Here is a 20,099-nt window from a genome sequence, read left to right on the forward strand (position 1 = left end):
TAACATATATGAAAAGATTTTCCAAGATTTTTATGCTTTTGCTTCTCCTGCTGAATTTTTCGGGGATTTTTGCCCAGAAATATTATGATGAGCAATGGAAAAAAATATCAGCAAATTCCCAGAAAGGAGCGTATAAATCTAATCTTCCCATTATTTCAGAAATACAGAAACAGGCGATGAAAGATAATAATACTTTACAGCTTATCCAGTCTTTAAAGGCAGAATTCAGTATCGTAAACCAAACACAGGACGATGAAAAGAACGATGCGGTAAGTCGGCTTTTCAAAAAACTGAGTGATGTAGAAAAACAACTAAAAGACGATGACAGGATATTATTTGAAGTTCTGCTGAATGGTTTTTTCCTAGATTATTATAACCAACATTCCTGGGAGATCGAACAGCGTACCAATATCAATTCTCAGGATCTCTCGCAGATCGAGACATGGAGCAAGCTTGATTTTAAAAATTATCTGAATAAAAAATATCAGGAACTTGATCTGCAAAAACATAATATGAGAAAAATTTCCCTGATCAAATATGAGAAGGCTTTTTCTTACAACGATTATATTTCCTATTTCCCGACTTTATGGGATTGGTATTCAACCAAAAAGATCGAATTTCTTTCTGATAATGGTCTCTTTACCAAAAATGAACTTACGGAAAATCAGATAAAGATTAATGCGATCTATGATGATCTGATAGCGCAGAATTCGGGAAATTCCAAATTGTATTTCATGCATAAAAAATTGCAGGATAACTGTAATCTCACACTGTGTAAAGATCGTCTGACTCAGCTTCAAAACCTTTTGAAAACGGAAATTGATGGCGATTATAAAGTTCTGATCATGGAAGATATCATAGAGCAGTTGCTTTCCCAAAAAAAAGAAAAAGAAGCCCTTGCAATTGCGGATCAGGCAAAAAAGCAGTATCCCAAATCTCCTTTTATTGATAATATTAAAAATAAAGAAAATCAGATCCTGAATCCGTTTTTGAATATTAAATATGAGCAGCAGACCCAAAGCAATAAGCCGATTCATTTTGTGGCAGAATATAAAAATGTTTCCGCTTTTTCCATTACGATTTACGAAGTAAAAGATGATCTCACTACTTTTTTGCAGTACGCCAAAAACTCGTATTCTACTAAATTTAATAAGATTAAAAAAAATCTGGTTAGGAAAGAAGCTTATAAACTGGATGATCCGAAAGATTTTAAGAATCATAAAACGTCCTTAGAAATACAATCTCTTCCGCCGGGAATTTATCTTGCCGAATACAACGTTGCCGGAATCAGCGACAATGAAACCGAAGCGGAAAAAGACTTTTATTTTCTGGTTTCAGACAACAGAATTATTTATCAGTCAAAAACAGACAGAGATCAGTTATCCAATCAATTGAAATTAGTGAATAGTGAAAACGGACAACCTGTTATTAACGAAAATCTCACGTTTTATGAATTTGTTTCCAATAATAATTTAACCAAAATAAACGGTAAAACAGATAATAACGGTATTTTCAGATTTCCTGCGACAAAAAACAATGATTATTACAGAACATTCCTGATCCGACAGCCAAAAACGAATGATGTGCAGATTATGGAAGTCTATGGAGAAAGGGGTTACAATAGTGATCTGAACAAAGAAACAAAAAGAAGCAAGGTACAGATTTTCACAGACCGGGCAATTTACAGACCGGGACAGACGGTTTATTTTAAAGTCATTAATACACAGCGTGATAAAGACATAGAATCTGTAGTTGCCGGATTAAAACAGAAAATTACATTAACCGACACCAACGGACAGGAAGTTTCTTCGCAGACATTTACCACCAATGAATTCGGTTCTTATCACGGAAGTTTTGTTCTTCCAAAAGGGAAGCTGAACGGAACTTTTTATCTGAGAACAGATGGAAATGACGGGTATAAAAATTTCAGAGTGGAGGAATATAAAAGGCCGAAATTTGAAGTGACTTTTGATCCTGTAAAGGATGAGTACAAATACGGACAAACCATAGAGCTGAAAGGGAAAGCCATGATGTTTTCGGGAGTTGCTTTAAGCAATACGACGGTTAATTATGAAATTAAAAAAAGAAATATCCGATGGAGATATTTTTCATGGTATCCGCAAAATGATGATGATCATGAAAACTCAGTTTTGGGAGAAGCAAAAACCAATGAAAAAGGAGAATTTATCATTAAAATTGATCCTAAAAAGGATGAAAATGTAGAAGGAATTCAGATTGATAATTATGAAATCAATGCATCCGTTACAGATATCAACGGCGAGACACAGACTGCATATAAACAGCTAAAAGTGGCTTCAGTTTCTCATTACATTCAGGCTGAAGAAATAAAGAATGTTTTTTCTGATGAAAATGTAAAACTGAATGTTGAAACAAAAAATTATAACGAACAGCTTCTTAAAAAATCGTATCAGGTAAAATTATCAAAACTGGTTTCTCCGGACAGAATTTTCAGACAGAATTTCAAATCTGAAGTTCAGGATTTACCAAAATTTTCAAAAGAAGAATTCATCAGCAGATTTCCACATGATTTTTACGATAAAAAGGATGAGCCTAAAAACCGGAAATCAACCGTAATTCTTGAAAAAACACAACAGCCAGTAACTAACGACCAACAACCAACAACCAATCTGGATTTAGGAAAACTGGAAGCCGGAGATTATCAGTTGGAACTGTATAATATTGAAGGAAAAGATACGATAAAAACGCTGCACAATTTTAGTGTTTGGGATAAAAAATTGCTTAAACCTGATCAAAAAACTTTCCTGACGGTTGTGCAGTCCAAAAAAGAACTGAAAAGAGGAGAAAAAGCAGTATTTACGGTTTATTCTTCGCTTCCGAACGCTCTTCTGAATATTTTTGTACAGAATGGTTCCGGAAAAACGGTTTCTGAAGTTTTGCCTTTCAAAAACGGAATGCTGGAATATACAGCAGATATTCCAAAAGATAAAGATGTACGAATTTTGAATGTACAGTTTCAGGTAGTTGCCTTTAATGATGTTCAGACAGAATCTGTAAATCTGGATATAGATGATACTGATAAGGCTTTGACGATTGAAACCCTTACTTTCAGAGATAAAATTCAGCCGAATTCAAAAGAAAAATGGTCTGTAAAAGTTTCAGGAAATGAGAAAGAGAAAATTAACGCCGAAGTTTTAGCGAATATGTACGATATGTCTTTGGATAAATTTGCTGTTAATCAATATGACTGGTACACTTTATATGCTCCGTTTATAAGTACAGTATCATACGAAGTGAGAGATTATCTGCGACAAAAATATTACCAGAAAAGTATTCAATATTTCAAGGAAAATAATATAGAGGTTCCTCAATTTAATTGGTTCGATAGAAGTTTTATATATTCTTTACAAGGTGCAGTTGCAGGAATATCTGTGCAAAATAATGTTTTTTCAGAGCCAGCTAGAGCTCCTAAATCTGAAATGTCTCCAAGAATGAAATTATCAAGTGTAAGAATGGATGATGCGGCAATTGATATTCTTAATTCAGGAAGACAATTAACAGAGCAGGAAAAGAAAGAATATTATGATGGAACCGATGGAGATGGTATACTGGATAAAGATGATAAACCTTTGGAAAATATTCCCGTTCGCCAAAACCTAAATGAAACCGCGTTTTTCTACCCGGATCTGAGAACCGATTCCGAAGGCAACGTAAACTTTGAATTTACTTCTCCGGAAGCACTGACAAAATGGAAACTGATGTTTTTGGCGCATACGAAAGACGCAAAATCAGGAACACTGGAAAAAGAAGTCGTAACGCAGAAAGAATTTTCGGTAACGCCAAACTACCCAAGATTTTTGAGAGGAGGAGATGAACTGAATCTTCAATCCAAACTATCGAACTTAACGAACAAAAAATTAAACGGTTCGGCAAGTTTGCAGATTCTGGATGCCTTTACCAATGAAGATATTTCGGCTCAGTTTGGGTTAAATTCAAGCATTCAGAACTTTGAATTAAATGAAAACGGAAACTCCGCTTTGACATGGAAAATAAAAGTTACGGAGAATGTTTCATCCATTATTTTAAAAGTCGTTGCAAAAGCAGGACAATATTCCGATGGGGAACAGAAAGCTGTTGCGGTTCTACCCAACAGAATGCTCGTAACCGATGCGGTTCCGGTTTTTGTAAAAGAAGGCGAAACCAAAACATTTGAACTGGAAAACCTTAAAAATGCGACTTCAACCACGATTTCCAATGTCTCCAATACACTGGAACTCACAACGAATCCCATCTGGGAAATTATGTTTGCGCTTCCAAGCCTGAAAAATGATCAGAACAATTCAGCGGATGTTGTATTTAACAAATGGTTTGCCGATGTTTTGGCATCAGAAATCTTTAAAGCCAATCCTAAGTTAAAAACTGTTTTCGAAGAATACCAGAATAAAGGATTATTGATTTCCAATATTGAAAAAAATCAGGAACTGAAACAGTTGCTTTTGGAAGAAACACCGTGGGTTCTGGAAAGCAAAAATGAAGAAGAACAGATGTCGAAACTGGCTTTGCTGTTCGATGTCAATTCAATGAAAAACTCAATTCAGCAGGATTGGGAAGATTTAGAGAAACTGCAGAATCCTGATGGAGGATTTTCGTGGTATAAAGGTTATCCGAGTTCATATTCCACATCACTGTACATTCTTAAAAATTTAGGAAAAATCAATGTTTGGCTGAAAGATAACATAAAAGATTACCAAAGTACTGAACAGAATGAAATGGTTTCCAGTCTGATCAAATACGTAGATAATGAAATTAAAGAATACACTTCGACTTCGCTCAGTGCGGGAAAAGAAAATGTAATCAATAACTGGACTTTAGACTATCTCGACACCCGAAATTACTGGGAAAAACAGTATCCGTTAAAAGGAAAAGGAGCGACTTTAAAATCCTTGGTAAAACAGAAAGTAAAAACGATGAAAATTACAGATTTTACCTTCTTCGGACTGCATCGTGCCGCTTTACTGATGAATGATTATGGTTTAAAAGATGTTTCGGATAAACTTTTAAATTACCTGAAAGAAACTTCCGTAGATTCAAAAACGCAGGGTGTTTACTGGAAACAGAATCTTGATGACTGGGGCTGGTTCAGCTCGAAAGTGGTGAATCATACAGGAGCTTTGGAAGTATTTAATAAACTGAAACCAAACGATCAGAAATTCATTGAAGACCTTAAAATCTGGCTGATTACGCAGAAAGAAGTGAATTCATGGGGAAGCTCAAGAGGAACTTCAGAAGTTATTTTTACGATTTTAAATTCAGGAAAATCATGGACGAATGCGGAAAGCGATAAAGCAACGATTGTTTGGGGCGGAAAAGAACTTCAGCCACAGACTCAGGCAACAGGTTATGTGAAATCTACCGTGAAATCGGATGTTTTAGATAAGAATTTAGCCACAGTTACGGTAACAAAACCGGGAGCAGGAATTGTTCAGGGAGGTTTGTTCTGGCAATATTACGAAGATCTGGATAAGATCAAATCTTCCGAGAATTATCTGTCCGTCACCAAAGAGCTGTACAGAAAAATAAAAACTGTGAATGGGGAAGAATTACAGAAAATCACTCCGGAAACTCCATTGAAAGTAGGCGATAAAGTGACGGTACGAATGATTCTGAACACCGATCGTCCGATGGAATTCATCCACATCAAAGACATGAGAGCAGCAGGATTTGAACCTTTGGATGTCTTTTCAGGGTATCAGTGGAAAAATGGTTTGGGATATTATCAGTCGACCAAAGATGCTTCCACAAATTTCTATATTGAACAAATGCCGAAAGGGAAATATGTTTTCGAATACGATTACGTCGCCAATGCATCCGGAATATTCTCAAATGGAATTACCACGATTCAGAATTATTACGCACCGCAGATGAATGCGCATACGAAGGGAGATATCGTTGAAATTAAAAGCAACTAAATAATAAAATCACCGCAAATCCTAGGATTTGCGGTGATTTTTTAATGATAAAGATTGATGATATTAAACGGTTGTTTAATTTGGAACAGTTTTTGACCTGAATAAACTTATAAAATAAATACAAAGTTTATGAGATTTTCAAAAACAATTATTTCAGGATTGATGCTCTTTGCAGCAGTGAATACCTTTGCACAAAAGAAAACAGAAAAATTCGAGAAGTTACAGATCGAAATGTTCCCAAAAGCGAAAGAAGGTTTTAAGCAGGTTTATATTCAGCTTCCGGTTGCCAAAAATGAAAACGATCTTAAAGTGGAATTTTTTGTAGGAACAGAAAAAATGCTCGACTGTAACAAACACTTTTTAATAGGAAAAGTCAATACGCAGGATCTTCAGGGATGGGGTTATAATTATTACGAAGTAGAATCCAAAGGAGAAACCGGAGGAACTTTAATGGCTTGTCCGGATCAGAAACTTACTAAAAAATTTGTTTATCTTCAGCCGGAAACTGTACGATACAACAGCAAATTACCATTGGTTTTCTACATTCCGAAAGATATGGAAGTCCGTTACAGGGTTCTTCGTCCCGATGCGATGAAGAAAGCTGTTCAGAGATAAATTAAAATATATATAAAGTCACTTTTTATGAAGTGGCTTTTTTTTATCTTTGAAAAAAGAAGAATAATGTATACGATATTGGATTTAGAAAGCCGGTTCTCAAAACAAAAGATCAACAAAGCAAAAAAACTATTGATAAGGGAATTTGAAGAAGAGAAAAAAAATCATTTCATTTGTTTTGTTGATGATGAAAATGAATCTTATGACGCTAGAATTGTATTAAATCCGAAATCCGAAATTACAGAATCTTCATGTGATTGCGAAAGCAAAGATTTTTGTCTGCATCTTTTGGCAATGGGACTTTTCATGTCAGAAAATCAATCGGGAAAAATAAGTTCTCAAAAAACGACAAAGAAAAAGGTTTCTGAAGCTGAAATAGCTATGGAAAATCTGAATGCAGAAGAATTGAAAAACTGGCTGCTGTTGTTTTTTAAGAAAAATAAAGAAGCAGAAGTTCTGTTTATGATGGACTTTGGAGAAAAGAAAAAGTCTTTTTCCAATGAGGAAATTTCTGAAATCATAAAAAATACCACCAATTCTGTTGCCGGTAAAAAAAGAAATCTTACAGCACAGGATGTAAAAAAAATAGTTGATCTTCTTACAAAAGCTTTAGAACCTGTAGAACAGTATCTTTTTCAGAATAGTGATAAGCAGGAAAGTATTGATAAATTTATGGTTATTAATGATGAACTCAGCAAATATCAGATGAAGGTTTACTTCTCAAGCACGAGGTTTGATACTTTTCATGAAAAGCTAAGAGAAAGATTCGTCGCTCATCTCAATTCTATAAAAGATTTTGAGTATTGGAAAGAAATTGCAACCAAAAACTGGAATGTCTTTCTGAAAGGCAAAGATTCTATACGTTTTCATTTTTATTATTTCATTAAAGAAATGTATCATTCTGGTGATCGTCTTCAAAAACTGCACATTGCCGGATTGATAAGGCAGGAAATTTTGTTTTGGATTAAAAATAAGTTTAATTTAAAAGTTTCTCTTAGAGAAGATCTGTTGGAAATTGTTGCCGAAAATAATTTTTTTGAAGAACTGCAACAATACTTTCCTGTGGATCGTTATGAGAACAGCTACAATCTAAAAGTGATTGAAGAAATTTTAAAGATTGATGAAGATAAGGCAGAAAAAGTTTGTAAAGCAATTATCAAAACAAATACAAATGATAAATACAATCTTCCTTATTATAATGTGCTTGAAAAAATCTATCAGAAAAGAAACAGCATCAAAGATCTGGCATATATAAAAAGAATGAAGTTTTGGGAAGACCCGTCTATTGAAAACTATATTTTTATTGCGGAAAACGATGAAGATACTGAGGCTTTAAAAAAATTAAGAAACAGAATTTTGTCAGGTTTAAGAGGTTCTTTTTATAGCTATCCGGAAAATACGGAGCTTTACTTTGCTATTATGGATTATGAAAAGAACTATAGAAAAATGCTCGATGTTATCAATCGTGATGTTCCGACTTCAATCATAAATCAATACGCTGAAAAGATGTTTCTTACAAATAAGAGGAGTTTTTTAAGTTGAGCAAACTCACGAACAGAATGGAACGGTTCTGAAGAGGAAGAAAATATTCTGGCAGATTTTTTAGTTTCGAAATATGACAGCGCTCAATTGGAAGAATTTTTTTCTAAAAGGTTTTTTGGTTTTGGAGCCGATCGGTTTTCGAAAATTGTTCTAAATAAAATTAAAAAATAGAATCTAAGGAAGAATTTACTAATCATTCTGTACTCAGTTTTAAAGAGTGTAAGTAAAAAACTGATATATTTGTTTTTTTAACAATTAAATAAGCTATGGAAAACGTTTTTGATGCTAAAGATGCTCAGAATTACATTGATAGGATTAACAATCTTACGCCGGAAACCAAAGGATTGTGGGGGAAAATGTCAGTAGATCAGATGTTGGCGCATTGTAACGTGTCTTACGAAATGGTTTACGAACCGGAAAAACATAAAAAACCGGGAGCTATTGCAAAATTCATCCTTAAATCGTTTGTGAAATCTAAAGTGGTGGGAGAGAAAGCGTATCCTCAAAACGGACCGACTGCACCGCAATTTATTATTTCGGATCATAAAAACTTTGAAGAAGAGAAGAAAAGACTGATTGGCTTTATCCAGAAAACACAGCAATTGGGAGCTTCTGCATTTGACGGGAAAGAATCTTTTTCTTTCGGAAAACTGAAAGCACAGGAATGGAACAATATGTTTGCAAAACATCTCAATCATCATCTTGCACAATTCGGCGTTTAAAAAAACATAAACAATATGAAAAAACTTTTATTACTTTTTGTATTTTGTTCCAATTTCATTTTTGCACAGATGCCCGATATTTCCAATGTCTGGCTGAATAACAGCAAAGCGTACACAGGAACCATCGGAAATAAAAATCAGGAAATAAAACTGAAAATCAACATTTCTGAACAGAATAAAAAAAACGATCAGGAATATTTTGTTTCAGGATATACTCTTGTTGATAAAACGTATGCTAAATTCGAAGGCAAATTCATCATTACCAAATATAAAGATGCCAAAAAAAGAGGAACCGTTTTCGGGGAATACGAACTGGCGGAAGAAAACAAAGGAAAGCATTCCGGAATTTTAAAAGGAAAATTCATCTATACTTTTAAATGGAATAAAGATGCTGAAAAAGTGGAATCCCAGTATATCGAACTGATCGGCGACTGGAAGAGCTACGACGGAACGCTTGATTTTAAAACAAGAATTAATAATCAGTAATCATCATGTTAAGAAGAATTTTAGCGGTAATTGCAGGAATGATCGCCGGATCCATCGGAGTCTGGCTTATGGAAAGACTTGGTCATGCGCTGTATCCTTTTCCGGCGGGTTTAAGACCGGATGATCTGGAAGGTTTCAGAGCGTATGTGGAAAATTTACCGTTCATGGGAAAATTTATCGTGATTCTCGGTTACGCTTTGGGAGCTTTGCTTGCAGGATTTATTTCCACTAAAGTTGCCAACAACGGAAAACCGACTTCCGCAATCATCTGTGGAGTTATTTTTACTTTTTTTACCATTTACAATATGGTGATGCTTCCGACTCCTTTCTGGTTCTGGGTTTTGGGAATTGCAGTATGGGGATTGGTTTTGGCAGGATACAAATTGGCATTAAACAATAAACAAGTATGAATTTAGGTGCTTTTTCAATCAGTCTCAGTGTAAAAGATCTTCAGAAGTCTAAAGATTTTTACGAAAAATTAGGATTCAGCCAAATGGCTGGAAATATCGATCACAACTATCTTATCATGAAAAGCGGCGACCATATTATTGGTCTTTTTCAGGCAATGTTCGATGGAAATATGCTTACTTTCAATCCCGGTTGGGATCAGAATGCGCAGAATCTTGATTCTTTCGACGATGTTCGCGAAATTCAGAAAAGATTAAAAGAACAAGGTCTGGAATTACAGAAGGAAGCCGATGAAAACACTTCCGGTCCTGAACATATTTACCTGAAAGATCCGGACGGAAACATGATTCTGATCGATCAGCACAGATAAGGTTTTACTCTTTTTATAACCTCACAAAATAGCAGAATCAAAGGTTTTTAATAACTAAATTGTTCTTTTTATCAGGTTTAAAAATCATTCTAAACTCATTTTAAATTTAACCGCAAAAGGGACAAAAGACTTTATTGTATTTAAAGTATTTCAAAAGTCTGCAAAGAGAAAAAATCTTTGATTTTTTTAACTTACGTGCTTTTTTTTCCATTTAACTATAAAACTTAATTGAATATCCGTTAAACAACCTATTACTATGCAATGATATGAAAATCAATCATCTATAATAGGCACTTCGACAAGCTCAGTGTGACATCTCTAATACTAAATGCTTGATTTCTAGCGATGTCAAGCTGAGCCTGTCGAAGCTTTAGGTTAATAAACGGACAATCAATAAACTTAAAAAACTAAAGTGTCAAAATCTTTTGCGGTAAAAAAGCTTAGACAAGTTAAAAATTAAAACTAAACTATAAAAAAAGACACATCTATGGCAACTGTAAACGTTTACCTAACATTTAACGGAAATTGCAGACAAGCATTCGATTTTTACAAATCTGTTTTCGGCGGAGAATATCCTTACATCGGAACATTCGGAGAAATGCCTCCAGTAGAAGGTCAGGAAACGAAAGAAGAAGACAGAGACAAAATCATGCACGTTTTGCTTCCGATTTCGAAAGAAACGATTTTAATGGGAAGTGATGCAGGCTGCGATCACGCTGCTCATCTGGTGATGGGAAATAACTTTTCAATTTCCATTAATGCAGAATCCAGAGAAGAAGCGGACAAATTATTCGCGGGACTTTCCGAAGGCGGAAAGGTTACCATGCCCATGTCTGATACATTTTGGGGAGCCTATTTCGGAATGTTTGCCGATCAATTCGGGATCAACTGGATGGTAAATTACGACGATCCTGCAAAAATGCAGCAGCATACTTAGAATGGTAGTAGAACCTTAAAACTGACGAATTTTTGTCAGTTTTTTTATCTTCTATTCATAAACCAACATAATCATTCATAATGATCAACTTTAAATAAAAGTTTAGTCATCTTTTGTGACTTTTACAGGTAAATAAAAAGTTGGGGCAGCATAAAATATACAGTTTGTTATTATTGATTTAAAATATTAAATTTGTTGAAAACGATAGATAATAGTAATATAATTATATGAGAAATATTTTAAAAAAAGCTGTTTTGGGAATTTTTACGTTGGGAGCAACTTTTTCACAGGCTCAGAAAAGCGATTTGGGAGCGTGGTATATGTATTTCGGAAACAATAAAATCAGTAAAAAACTGAATTTCCACAACGAAATCCAGTATAGAAATTTCGACGGAATAGGAGATCTGGAACAACTGCTAATCCGCACCGGAATCGGCTATGATCTTACGGAAAACAACAATAATGTTTTATTGGGTTACGGTTTCATTCTGAGTCAGCCTTACGTAAAAGGAGAAAAAACAGAAAATATTGAGCACAGGATTTTCCAGCAGTATATTACAAGGCAGAAATTCGGACGTTTTAATATTCAGCATCGTTACCGTCTGGAAGAGCGTTTTCTGGAAGATGATTTCAGGATGAGGTTCCGTTATTTTTTAGGATTTAATATTCCGATCAATAACAAGGAAATGCTGCCTAAAACATTTTACGCATCGGCTTATAACGAAATTTTTCTTCATTTCGACAGTCCGGTTTTCGACAGAAACAGAGTCTACGGCGCTTTAGGATATGTCATTAATAAAAATATGAGAATTGAAGCGGGATACATGAACCAGATTCAGGAAAACAGAAACCGCGGACAAATCCAGATCGGATTTTACAACAATATTCCGTTCACCAAAAACTAAAAATCAATTGTACATTTAAATCCGAAATTCATTTTAAACATTTAAACTAAAAATAAAACACTTATGCACGCAGGAAAAAGATTTGGAGCCATAGAATTTATACTCTGGACCAAGAGAAGCATCATTATTTTAGCTGTTTTATCGGCAATTCCTACCACGATGTACTTTTTGGGGTGGAAGTTTATTTCCTTTCCGTGGCAGCCGATTACCATCATGGGAACAGCAGTGGCATTCATCGTAGGATTCAAAAACAATGCAAGTTACAGCCGTCTTTGGGAAGCAAGGCAAATTTACGGAGCCATTATTAACGACAGCCGCAGTTTCGGATATATTTTAAGAGATTCCTTACGCGGGAAAAATCCTGAAAAAGTAAAAACGATGTTCGAACGTCACTATGCATGGCTTACTGCTCTTCGTTTTCAGCTTCGCGAACCGAGAGTCTGGGAAAATATGAATACGCCTCAGTTTGACGAATATGCCAGAAAATATGAAGTTTCAGAAAGAACTTCAAAGCTGGATGATGAACTGAAAAACTATCTTTCGGATGATGAACTGAAGTATATTTTAAGCAAAAAGAACAGAGCGACACAACTAATGACATTTCAGAGTAAAGAATTGTCTGAAGTCTATGCAAATGGCGAAATTAATGATTTTCAGTGGACGCAGATCAATCAGCAGTTGGTGAAATTTACAGACAATCAGGGAAAAGCGGAGAGAATTAAAAACTTTCCTTATCCGAGAAATTTTTCGTCTATAACCACCTATCTTTTGTTGCTTTTTATCATTTTTGTTCCCTTCGGACTTCTGAAAGAATTTGATAAATTAGGCGAAGGAACTTCCTTTGAAGGTTTTACAATATGGTTTAATATTCCTTTCTCGCTTTTGGTAACGTGGTGTTTTCATACGCTGGATAATGTGGGAGAGGCTTCCGTAAATCCTTTTGAGGGAAGTGCAAATGATGTTCCGATCACGCAGATCAGCCGAACCATTGAAATTGATATGAGAGATATGCTGGACGAAACCCATCTTCCGCCTGCCATTGCTCCTAAGAATAATATTGTGTTGTAAATATTAAATTTGAATGGAAGAAATTTATCTGAATAAGAGATTAAATAACGAAGAAATTTTAAAAACAATTTCAGAAATTTTTACGGAGTTACAGGTTTTTCATTATGATTTCACGGAAAATTCCCCAGAAAAACTGAATATTGATAATCCGACTCATGTTTTTTTCAATACGGATGATGGATTTGGCAGCAGAGAATTTAATTTCAGAATATCCTTTTACAGAACTCCCAATGTTCATGAAAAAGAGAGAGAATTATATTTAGCTAAAATATTTTCAGAACAATACAGGATAAAAACGCTTGTACCTTTTTCAAATCCGGATGATACGGGTGATCCTTTCTATGATATCGTCTTTGATGACGGTAAAATTTATTTGGCAGACGACAGTAAAGTTGATGATTCTAATGGAGGAGATGTTGAAATTCTTCGTGAATATCATCTGGAAATGTTTGATTTTGATAAAAAAGCAGAAATTATTAAACCTTAAATTGATGCTTCTAAAAAGCGGAATGATATTTAATCATTTCTTTGCCTTGTTCCAGGAAAAAATATTTAATTTCTTATAAATCATATAATTTTATTTTGTAATTTTTGTAGTTGGATTTAAAATTGTTTTAGGTAAACCACTCAAAGCTAAAAACTTTCATCATTTTTGCATTCAATCATTAAAAACAGAAATATGAGTCATCCAATTATTGTAGAGCAGAAAATAAATGCTCCGGTTTATAAAGTCTGGAAAGCATTAACAGATAAAGCTGAAATGCAGGTATGGTATTTCGATATTTTTGATTTTGAACTGCAGATCGGAAAGGTATTCAGCTTCTATGAACCGGGGGAAGAGAAAAAGTATCATCATCAGGGAGAAATTCTGGAAATTTTTCCCAATGAAAAACTTAAATATTCCTGGGCTTATCCCGAATTTTCCGATAAAAAAACAACCGTAACGTGGGAATTGAAACCCGATGAAAACGGAACTTTAGTAAAGCTTATTCATGAAGATATTGATTATTTTAAAGATCTGGGCGAACATTTTTCAAGAGAATCTTTTACTGAGGGCTGGAACGGAATTTTGAAGGAAAGTTTGAAACCATATCTGGAAAACTGATCTCAATTCGTGAATTAAAATATAAATGATGGCAAAATTCAATTCCCTTCGTCCTGTTTTATGGACGGAACAATTCGATGAAACAATCGTCTTTTATACGCAGATTCTTGGTTTTACCTTACAGGAAAGAAACGACGACTGGCAATGGGCTTCTTTGCAGAAAGATGAGGTAGAGATCATGGTCACTAAACCGAATCAGCATGAGAAATTCAACGGAATAGGTTTTACAGGTTCGTTTTATTTTAACGTAGAAAATGCAGATGAATTATGGGACGAACTGAAAGACAAAACGAAAATCTGCTACGAAATAGAAACGTTCGACTGGGAAATGAGGGAGTTTGCGATCTACGATAACAACGGTTACATATTACAATTTGGTCAAGATCTTCATGAAATTAGTTCAGAGGAATAAATTTTGCTAATTTTGGGGAAATTATTTTAGAAATCAATGAAAAAAAATATAATAGCAGGTTTTGCAGCGATTTTGTTGTTGGCTTCATGTAAAGATGATAAAAAAATACTCGATTCTTTGGCAGATTACAACAACTCGATGATGGAAAAAGGATACCATTTCGGAGATAAACTGGATTTGCCGAAAGAGGTAACCGAAGATGCAGAAACCATTTCGATCAGTTTCGGAGATAAAGAAACATCCGGTCTTACGATAGATCCTAAATTCTTTACATTAGGCGACAATGCTGTTACTTTTAATATCAAAACAAAAGGCGGCGAAACATTAACGCAGGACGCGACCATTAATGTTTTTGCCAAAAATCCTGAGCAGAAAATCAATTATGAAATCATCGCCGAATATCCTCACGATCCGAAAAATTTCGTGCAGGGTTTCCAGATTGAAGGCAACACGATTTATGAAAGCGATGGACAGAATGGTTCTTCGCAGATTTTAAAATATACGTTAGGAACTACAACGCCTTTGGCTTCAACCAAACAGCCACAGGAAGACTTTTCTGAAGGAAGCACCATTGTTGGCGATAAAGTCTATCAGTTAACATGGCAGAGCAAAAAAGGATATATTTACGATAAAAGCTCTTTAAAATTAATCAAAGAATTTGCCTATCCTAATGTTTTGGGTGAAGGTTGGGGATTAACGTACGACGGTAAAAACCTGATCGCTTCAGATGGAAGTAAATTATTATATTTCTTAGATCCGAACAATCCTTCAAAAATGGTAAAATACATTGCCGTTGCAGGAAGTTCTCAGGCTTACGATCAGTTGAATGAGCTGGAATTCCATAACGGATTTATTTATGCCAATGTTTGGCAGAAACCGATCATTCTGAAAATTAATCCTGCGAACGGAGAAGTGGTAGGAACTTTTGATTTTACAGAAATTGCCAAGCAAAATACCAAAGGAAGCGACGATGTACTGAACGGAATTGCTTTTAAAGGAGATAATATGTTGGTAACCGGTAAAAACTGGTCTAAAATTTATGAAGTAGCGATTAAATAATTTTTGATGTCTTCTGTTTCTTGGTAATGAAAATAAAAAACTTAAAGTGAAGAAAAGCCTGATCGCAGGTTTTGCAGCAGCTTTGCTGCTGATGTCCTGTAAAAACGATAAAAAAATCCTTGATTCTTTAGCGGATTATAACAATTCGATGGAGCAGAAAGGCTATCATTTTGGAGATAAGCTGAATCTGCCGGAAGAAGTTACCGACAATGCAGAAAGTATTTCCATAAGTTTCGGAGATAAAGAAACGTCAGATTTAACGATTGATCCGAAGTTTTTTGCGTATGGCGATAATGAGGTGACCTTCAATATTAAAACGAAGGGCGGAGAAATTTTAAATCAGGATGCCACCATTAACGTTTTTACAAAAAATCCTGAAGCCAATATTCCTTTTGAAATTGTAGCAGAATATCCCCACGATCCGAATAATTTTGTGGAAGGGTTTGTGATGGAAGGAAATACGATTTATGAAAGTGACGGGCTGGAAAAAGCTTCACAACTAATAAAATATACTTTGGGAAGTGCGGTTCCGGCGCAGACTGAAAAACAGCCGGCAGATATTTTCTCCGAAGGAATTGCTATTGCGGGAGATAAAATTTATCAGTTGACCTATCAAAATAAAATCGGATTTGTTTACGATAAAAATACGTTAAAGAAAATCTCGGAATTTCCTTTGCCGAATGAATTCGGAGAAGGTTGGGGAATGACCTATGACGGGAAAAATCTTATCGCAGACACCGGTTCGAATAAACTGTATTTTCTGGATGTAAATAATCCTTCCAAAGTGGTGAAAACCGTTTCTGTGGGTGGAAATAAGGAAATTTACAACCAAATCAACGAGCTGGAATATCACAACGGATTTATTTATGCCAATATTTGGCATCAACCTTATATCTTAAAGATCAATCCTCAAACCGGTGAAACTGTAGGTAAATTTGATTTTACAAAGATCACGGAAGAATATACTCAGAATAACAGTGAACACGTTCTCAACGGAATTGCCTTTAAAGGAGATCATATGTTGGTAACAGGTAAAAACTGGTCGAAAATCTATGAAATTGCGATTAAATAAGTTAAAATGAACCGCAATTTCTGTTGAAATAAATAAAAGCAGTAAATTGGTAGCGTTCCTTTCCGGAGCGCTATCTTAGTAAAAGAATTTGAAATTATTATCCTTCATATTTGCATTGGTTTTCTGTTCGTTATCCGCGCAGAAAGCTCTTCCTTTAGACACGCTGAAACTGAAGGAAGCAAAAGATATGCTTGCCGACGATTACGGAAATATGTACATCTATAAAAACAAAGATTTCAGTTTTACCAAGTACGATTCTTTAGGGAAGCAGATCGGAAAAATGATGCTTACGGTTCCTTATAAAGTACAGACGGTACAAAACCCGCTAAGTGTGCCTTTGTTTTCTGAAAATGCACAGGAAATGAAATTTGTAGACCAGAATCTGAACGAAATCCAAAAGGTCGATTTTAAACAGAAATTCGGTTTTATCAAAATGGCTTATGCGGAAGATCTTCAACAGCTCTGGTTGTTGGATGAGAGTACAAAACGCCTTATTCAGTATAATTTCAGAAACGAAACGACGATTAATTCTTATCCTTTCGATGCCGCAATTGATGATTTAACGGATCTTTTGGTGTATGAAAGCAAGGTGTATATTTTAACGAGAAAATACATCCGTGTCTATTCATTAAAATTTGAAAAGCTTTTTGAAGCACCTCTGGAAAACGGAAAACGTTTCAGACGGGAGAATGAATTTATACTGGTGATTACCAATAATTCTATTTTAAAGTACATTCCGGAAAAAGAAATGGTGAAAATCTTTGAAGATCCGGATGCGCAGATTGTGGATAAAAATACACTGTCTTATTTTGAAATAAAAGCTAATAAACTTTACCTTTACAGCCTTGAAAAAAACAGGGAGTCCAAACCACAAACAGAGCCTGATCCCAAGCTGAAAGCAACAGAGCAGGATGTAGAAAAATCGGCTGAGAAAGCAGCGGAACCCGATAGTCCTGAAGGAAAACTGGAAAAGAAAAATCAGGAAATTGAAAGCAAAAATTCTGCGGAAAGTTCTCTTCAGAAGCTTCTTGAAGATACTTCCCAGATTCAGGCTGCCGGAATTTAGATCTTTATTAAATTAAAAATATACTAGGGAAAATATGCACATTGCAGTTACAGGAAATATTGGAGCAGGAAAAACGACGTTAACGACGATGCTTTCTAAGCATTACGGTTGGGATGCCCAGTTTGAAGATGTAGATCACAATCCTTATCTTGAGGATTTTTACGCGGATATGAGCAAGTGGAGTTTTGCGCTTCAGATCTATTTTTTGGGAAGCAGATTCAGACAGGTGAAAGAGATCAGGGAAAGTGGTAAAAATATTATTCAGGATCGTACGATTTATGAAGATGCACACATTTTTGCAGAAAACCTGAACGATATGAATCTTCTTTCAGACCGTGATTTTAAAAACTACGAATCTGTTTTCAATCTGATGAAATCTTTCGTTTCTGCGCCGGATTTATTAATTTACCTTAAATCTGACGTTCCGAATCTGGTAAAGAAAATTTACAAAAGAGGAAGAGAGTACGAAGCATCCATCAGCATCGAATATCTTTCAAAACTGAATCAGAAATACGAAAAATGGATCTCCAATTATACGGAAGGCAAACTTTTGATTATTGAAGTGGATGATCTTGATTTCGTAGAAAAGCCGGAAGATTTCGGGTTTATTTTAGAAAAGATCGAAGCGGAACTAAACGGTTTGTTTTAACAAAGTTTTATCATACATTAAAGCAGTAGTCGTTTTATTTCTTTCTAAATTTGCTAAAGAAACAGTTAATTTTTAAATATAAATAATCATGTTGGTGAAGGTTTTACATAATGGGAATTGTTCAAAATCGAATGCTGTTTTAGAATACCTCGACGAAAACGGAGTTCCGTTTGAGATCATCAACATCGTTGAAGATCCGCTGAGTGAGCTGGAAATTAAAACGGTATTAAAAAAGCTGAATCAGAGCGTCTTTCATATCATCAGAAAAACCGATAAATTGTATCTGGAAAATTTCGCAGACAAAAATTTATCCGAAGAAGAATGGGTTAAAATTCTGTCTGAAAATCCTTCCCTGATCCAAAGACCGATCATCATTAAAGGTTCGGTGGCAATGCTCGGAAGACCGATTGAAAATGTAAAGTATTTTATTGAGAAATAAATAAATTCATTGATAATTTAAGCTAAAAAAGTCAGCCGTAAAGCTGACTTTTTCGTTTTTATAATAGAATGACGCCTTCTATTTTTGCGACTTCCTGATAAATGGTTACCACCTGATCTGCATCTAAAACGAATGCATTAATATTGCAGGCTGTGTATTTTCCGTTTTTACTTTCGCGGTTTCCCAGTGTAAATTTGATTCCGTCAAAAACCTTATAAATCTCTGTAAGTTTTGCCTGATCGGTAGGAATAATAAATTTAAATAAATAATCTTCCGGAAAATCATGATGACCTTCCAGTTTTTCCCTCAAAGAGTTATAAAAATCTTCAGGGTTTGCGTGTTGATTTCCTTGTAATATATCCATCTGCTTTTTAAAAATCTATATAAATATAGTCAAAATTTTTCTATTTCCCAAGCGGTCCCAGAAGCGACTTGGAGTTTTGGATCTCATAATCTTCGATGATGTTAAAAATCCCATTCACAAGCTGCTCGGAAGCCAATTGGCTCAATTCTCCCGAATTTACAGAAGTTTTATTGCCTCCTAAAAGACTGCCCAATAAATTGCTGCCTGATAAAGCGGTGTTGATGCTTTTCACAATTCCGTATTGGTTAAGCTGCTCTTCAACTTTTGGGGTAATTGCGGCAATAAGCTGTTGGGAAGTTTTTTCTTTCAGAATTAAAGTTGCTGTTCCTTTCTCCCCCTGAATAATTCTTGTGACGTCATTTGCATTCAGGCTGTTAACTGCATTTACAAGGATTGGCTTTGAAATATTTACGGTGTAAACTGCCGCATCCGCAATATAGGCTCTTTCTTTTGCTACCAGAGAAGGGGCAATTTTTTCCAGCATTGAGTTGATGTCTCTAAGCTGCTTCGGAAGAGCTTTATCCACCATATTGTTCTGCAGAAAAGCATCTCTGTTGCTGTATACATTAACTCCTTTATCGATTCCGTTTAAAAGAAGTCTTTTAATAATCGATAATCCAAGATCAGACGTAGCGAGAGTCGTGCAGGACTGCATTGTTGTATTGATAACTGCTCCGGTTCCTATGATAAGAGCTGCCGCGATGATATATTTTTTCATTGATATTGATTAAACGTTAATGATTGTCAAATACTGAACCAAATTTATGACAGTAGAATTAGTTTAACAAATTTTATTACTCATATTGTTAAATTGATGATATAACAAAATAAAATCTGAATTTGTGGAGTTATAGTTGTTAAGATATTTATTATAAATAAATAAGACGAAAATTTTTAATTTAATATTATTCCTTTAAAATTGAGAAATATTT

At 34.9% G+C, this 20,099-nt stretch carries 20 protein-coding genes; 18 read left to right on the forward strand and 2 right to left on the reverse strand.

Going from position 1 to position 20,099, the window contains the following annotated elements:
* Positions 1–8: 8 nt before the first annotated feature.
* The 18 genes from QWT87_RS18100 to QWT87_RS18185 all read left to right on the forward strand — a co-directional run bounded on the left by QWT87_RS18100 (position 9) and on the right by QWT87_RS18185 (position 18,803).
* Positions 9–5,948, forward strand: coding sequence for an alpha-2-macroglobulin family protein (locus tag QWT87_RS18100; RefSeq protein ID WP_302717817.1), 5,940 nt, complete (start codon positions 9–11; stop codon positions 5,946–5,948).
* 129 nt (positions 5,949–6,077) lie between these two features.
* Positions 6,078–6,563 carry a serine protease inhibitor ecotin gene (gene eco, locus QWT87_RS18105; protein ID WP_288459298.1) on the forward strand — a complete coding sequence of 162 codons (486 nt, stop codon included), beginning with the start codon at positions 6,078–6,080 and terminating at the stop codon, positions 6,561–6,563.
* 66 nt (positions 6,564–6,629) lie between these two features.
* Complete coding sequence (locus tag QWT87_RS18110) at positions 6,630–8,105, forward strand: hypothetical protein (protein ID WP_302717819.1); 1,476 nt, start codon at positions 6,630–6,632, stop codon at positions 8,103–8,105.
* 266 nt (positions 8,106–8,371) lie between these two features.
* Entirely contained in the window at positions 8,372–8,827 is a 456-nt protein-coding gene (locus tag QWT87_RS18115; protein ID WP_087706241.1) for a DUF1569 domain-containing protein, read from the forward strand.
* 15 nt (positions 8,828–8,842) lie between these two features.
* On the forward strand, positions 8,843–9,313 hold the full coding sequence (locus QWT87_RS18120) for a hypothetical protein (protein WP_302717822.1): 471 nt from the start codon (positions 8,843–8,845) through the stop codon (positions 9,311–9,313).
* A 5-nt stretch (positions 9,314–9,318) separates the two neighbouring features.
* Complete coding sequence (locus QWT87_RS18125; RefSeq protein ID WP_108411201.1) at positions 9,319–9,723, forward strand: hypothetical protein; 405 nt, start codon at positions 9,319–9,321, stop codon at positions 9,721–9,723.
* Positions 9,720–10,091: a VOC family protein gene (locus tag QWT87_RS18130; protein WP_302717824.1), complete on the forward strand. Its 372-nt coding sequence runs from the start codon at positions 9,720–9,722 to the stop codon at positions 10,089–10,091. The genes QWT87_RS18125 and QWT87_RS18130 overlap by 4 nt, the downstream gene beginning before the upstream one ends.
* Before the next feature lie 487 nt (positions 10,092–10,578).
* Entirely contained in the window at positions 10,579–11,028 is a 450-nt protein-coding gene (locus QWT87_RS18135) for a VOC family protein (RefSeq protein WP_302717826.1), read from the forward strand.
* A 227-nt stretch (positions 11,029–11,255) separates the two neighbouring features.
* Positions 11,256–11,933 carry a DUF2490 domain-containing protein gene (locus QWT87_RS18140; RefSeq protein WP_108410483.1) on the forward strand — a complete coding sequence of 226 codons (678 nt, stop codon included), beginning with the start codon at positions 11,256–11,258 and terminating at the stop codon, positions 11,931–11,933.
* A gap of 63 nt (positions 11,934–11,996) precedes the next feature.
* Positions 11,997–13,001 (forward strand): bestrophin family protein, encoded by a 1,005-nt coding sequence (locus QWT87_RS18145; RefSeq protein WP_302717829.1) that lies wholly within the window; start codon positions 11,997–11,999, stop codon positions 12,999–13,001.
* A gap of 13 nt (positions 13,002–13,014) precedes the next feature.
* Positions 13,015–13,488, forward strand: coding sequence for a hypothetical protein (locus QWT87_RS18150; protein ID WP_302717831.1), 474 nt, complete (start codon positions 13,015–13,017; stop codon positions 13,486–13,488).
* Positions 13,489–13,680: 192 nt separating this feature from the next.
* On the forward strand, positions 13,681–14,106 hold the full coding sequence (locus tag QWT87_RS18155) for an SRPBCC family protein (protein ID WP_302717833.1): 426 nt from the start codon (positions 13,681–13,683) through the stop codon (positions 14,104–14,106).
* 25 nt (positions 14,107–14,131) lie between these two features.
* Positions 14,132–14,518, forward strand: coding sequence for a VOC family protein (locus tag QWT87_RS18160; RefSeq protein ID WP_302717835.1), 387 nt, complete (start codon positions 14,132–14,134; stop codon positions 14,516–14,518).
* A gap of 36 nt (positions 14,519–14,554) precedes the next feature.
* Positions 14,555–15,577, forward strand: a complete 1,023-nt coding sequence (locus QWT87_RS18165; RefSeq protein WP_302717837.1) for a glutaminyl-peptide cyclotransferase — start codon at positions 14,555–14,557, stop codon at positions 15,575–15,577.
* A gap of 46 nt (positions 15,578–15,623) precedes the next feature.
* A complete protein-coding gene (locus tag QWT87_RS18170) occupies positions 15,624–16,649 on the forward strand; it encodes a glutaminyl-peptide cyclotransferase (protein WP_302717839.1) in 1,026 nt (341 codons plus the stop codon).
* Between the two features lie 88 nt (positions 16,650–16,737).
* Positions 16,738–17,715 (forward strand): hypothetical protein, encoded by a 978-nt coding sequence (locus QWT87_RS18175; protein WP_302717841.1) that lies wholly within the window; start codon positions 16,738–16,740, stop codon positions 17,713–17,715.
* 34 nt (positions 17,716–17,749) lie between these two features.
* Positions 17,750–18,364: a deoxynucleoside kinase gene (locus QWT87_RS18180; protein WP_076394463.1), complete on the forward strand. Its 615-nt coding sequence runs from the start codon at positions 17,750–17,752 to the stop codon at positions 18,362–18,364.
* An 88-nt stretch (positions 18,365–18,452) separates the two neighbouring features.
* Positions 18,453–18,803, forward strand: coding sequence for an ArsC/Spx/MgsR family protein (locus QWT87_RS18185; RefSeq protein ID WP_302717843.1), 351 nt, complete (start codon positions 18,453–18,455; stop codon positions 18,801–18,803).
* Between the two features lie 58 nt (positions 18,804–18,861).
* Here the strand turns inward: QWT87_RS18185 and QWT87_RS18190 are convergent, their stop codons facing one another.
* Positions 18,862–19,167 carry a DUF493 family protein gene (locus QWT87_RS18190; protein ID WP_087706271.1) on the reverse strand — a complete coding sequence of 102 codons (306 nt, stop codon included), beginning with the start codon at positions 19,165–19,167 and terminating at the stop codon, positions 18,862–18,864.
* 40 nt (positions 19,168–19,207) lie between these two features.
* The gene (locus tag QWT87_RS18195) at positions 19,208–19,885 is read right to left on the reverse strand and encodes a DUF4197 family protein (RefSeq protein WP_302717845.1); all 678 of its coding nucleotides are present in this window, start codon (positions 19,883–19,885) and stop codon (positions 19,208–19,210) included.
* Between the last annotated feature and the right edge of the window lie 214 nt (positions 19,886–20,099).

This window comes from Chryseobacterium urinae (assembly GCF_030518295.1).
GTDB classification, from domain to species: domain Bacteria; phylum Bacteroidota; class Bacteroidia; order Flavobacteriales; family Weeksellaceae; genus Chryseobacterium; species Chryseobacterium mucoviscidosis.

Excerpts from the sequence above, each read along its gene's own strand:
- QWT87_RS18115 (WP_087706241.1), top strand. The coding sequence starts at position 8,372 with ATGGAAAACGTTTTTGATGCTAAAGATGCTCAGAATTACATTGATAGG.
- QWT87_RS18130 (WP_302717824.1), top strand. The coding sequence starts at position 9,720 with ATGAATTTAGGTGCTTTTTCAATCAGTCTCAGTGTAAAAGATCTTCAG.
- QWT87_RS18145 (WP_302717829.1), top strand. The coding sequence starts at position 11,997 with ATGCACGCAGGAAAAAGATTTGGAGCCATAGAATTTATACTCTGGACC.
- QWT87_RS18135 (WP_302717826.1), top strand. The coding sequence starts at position 10,579 with ATGGCAACTGTAAACGTTTACCTAACATTTAACGGAAATTGCAGACAA.
- QWT87_RS18155 (WP_302717833.1), top strand. The coding sequence starts at position 13,681 with ATGAGTCATCCAATTATTGTAGAGCAGAAAATAAATGCTCCGGTTTAT.
- QWT87_RS18120 (WP_302717822.1), top strand. The coding sequence starts at position 8,843 with ATGAAAAAACTTTTATTACTTTTTGTATTTTGTTCCAATTTCATTTTT.
- QWT87_RS18160 (WP_302717835.1), top strand. The coding sequence starts at position 14,132 with ATGATGGCAAAATTCAATTCCCTTCGTCCTGTTTTATGGACGGAACAA.
- QWT87_RS18165 (WP_302717837.1), top strand. The coding sequence starts at position 14,555 with ATGAAAAAAAATATAATAGCAGGTTTTGCAGCGATTTTGTTGTTGGCT.
- QWT87_RS18180 (WP_076394463.1), top strand. The coding sequence starts at position 17,750 with ATGCACATTGCAGTTACAGGAAATATTGGAGCAGGAAAAACGACGTTA.
- QWT87_RS18110 (WP_302717819.1), top strand. The coding sequence starts at position 6,630 with ATGTATACGATATTGGATTTAGAAAGCCGGTTCTCAAAACAAAAGATC.
- QWT87_RS18195 (WP_302717845.1), bottom strand. The coding sequence starts at position 19,885 with ATGAAAAAATATATCATCGCGGCAGCTCTTATCATAGGAACCGGAGCA.
- QWT87_RS18125 (WP_108411201.1), top strand. The coding sequence starts at position 9,319 with ATGTTAAGAAGAATTTTAGCGGTAATTGCAGGAATGATCGCCGGATCC.
- eco (WP_288459298.1), top strand. The coding sequence starts at position 6,078 with ATGAGATTTTCAAAAACAATTATTTCAGGATTGATGCTCTTTGCAGCA.
- QWT87_RS18140 (WP_108410483.1), top strand. The coding sequence starts at position 11,256 with ATGAGAAATATTTTAAAAAAAGCTGTTTTGGGAATTTTTACGTTGGGA.
- QWT87_RS18185 (WP_302717843.1), top strand. The coding sequence starts at position 18,453 with ATGTTGGTGAAGGTTTTACATAATGGGAATTGTTCAAAATCGAATGCT.
- QWT87_RS18150 (WP_302717831.1), top strand. The coding sequence starts at position 13,015 with ATGGAAGAAATTTATCTGAATAAGAGATTAAATAACGAAGAAATTTTA.
- QWT87_RS18190 (WP_087706271.1), bottom strand. The coding sequence starts at position 19,167 with ATGGATATATTACAAGGAAATCAACACGCAAACCCTGAAGATTTTTAT.
- QWT87_RS18100 (WP_302717817.1), top strand. The coding sequence starts at position 9 with ATGAAAAGATTTTCCAAGATTTTTATGCTTTTGCTTCTCCTGCTGAAT.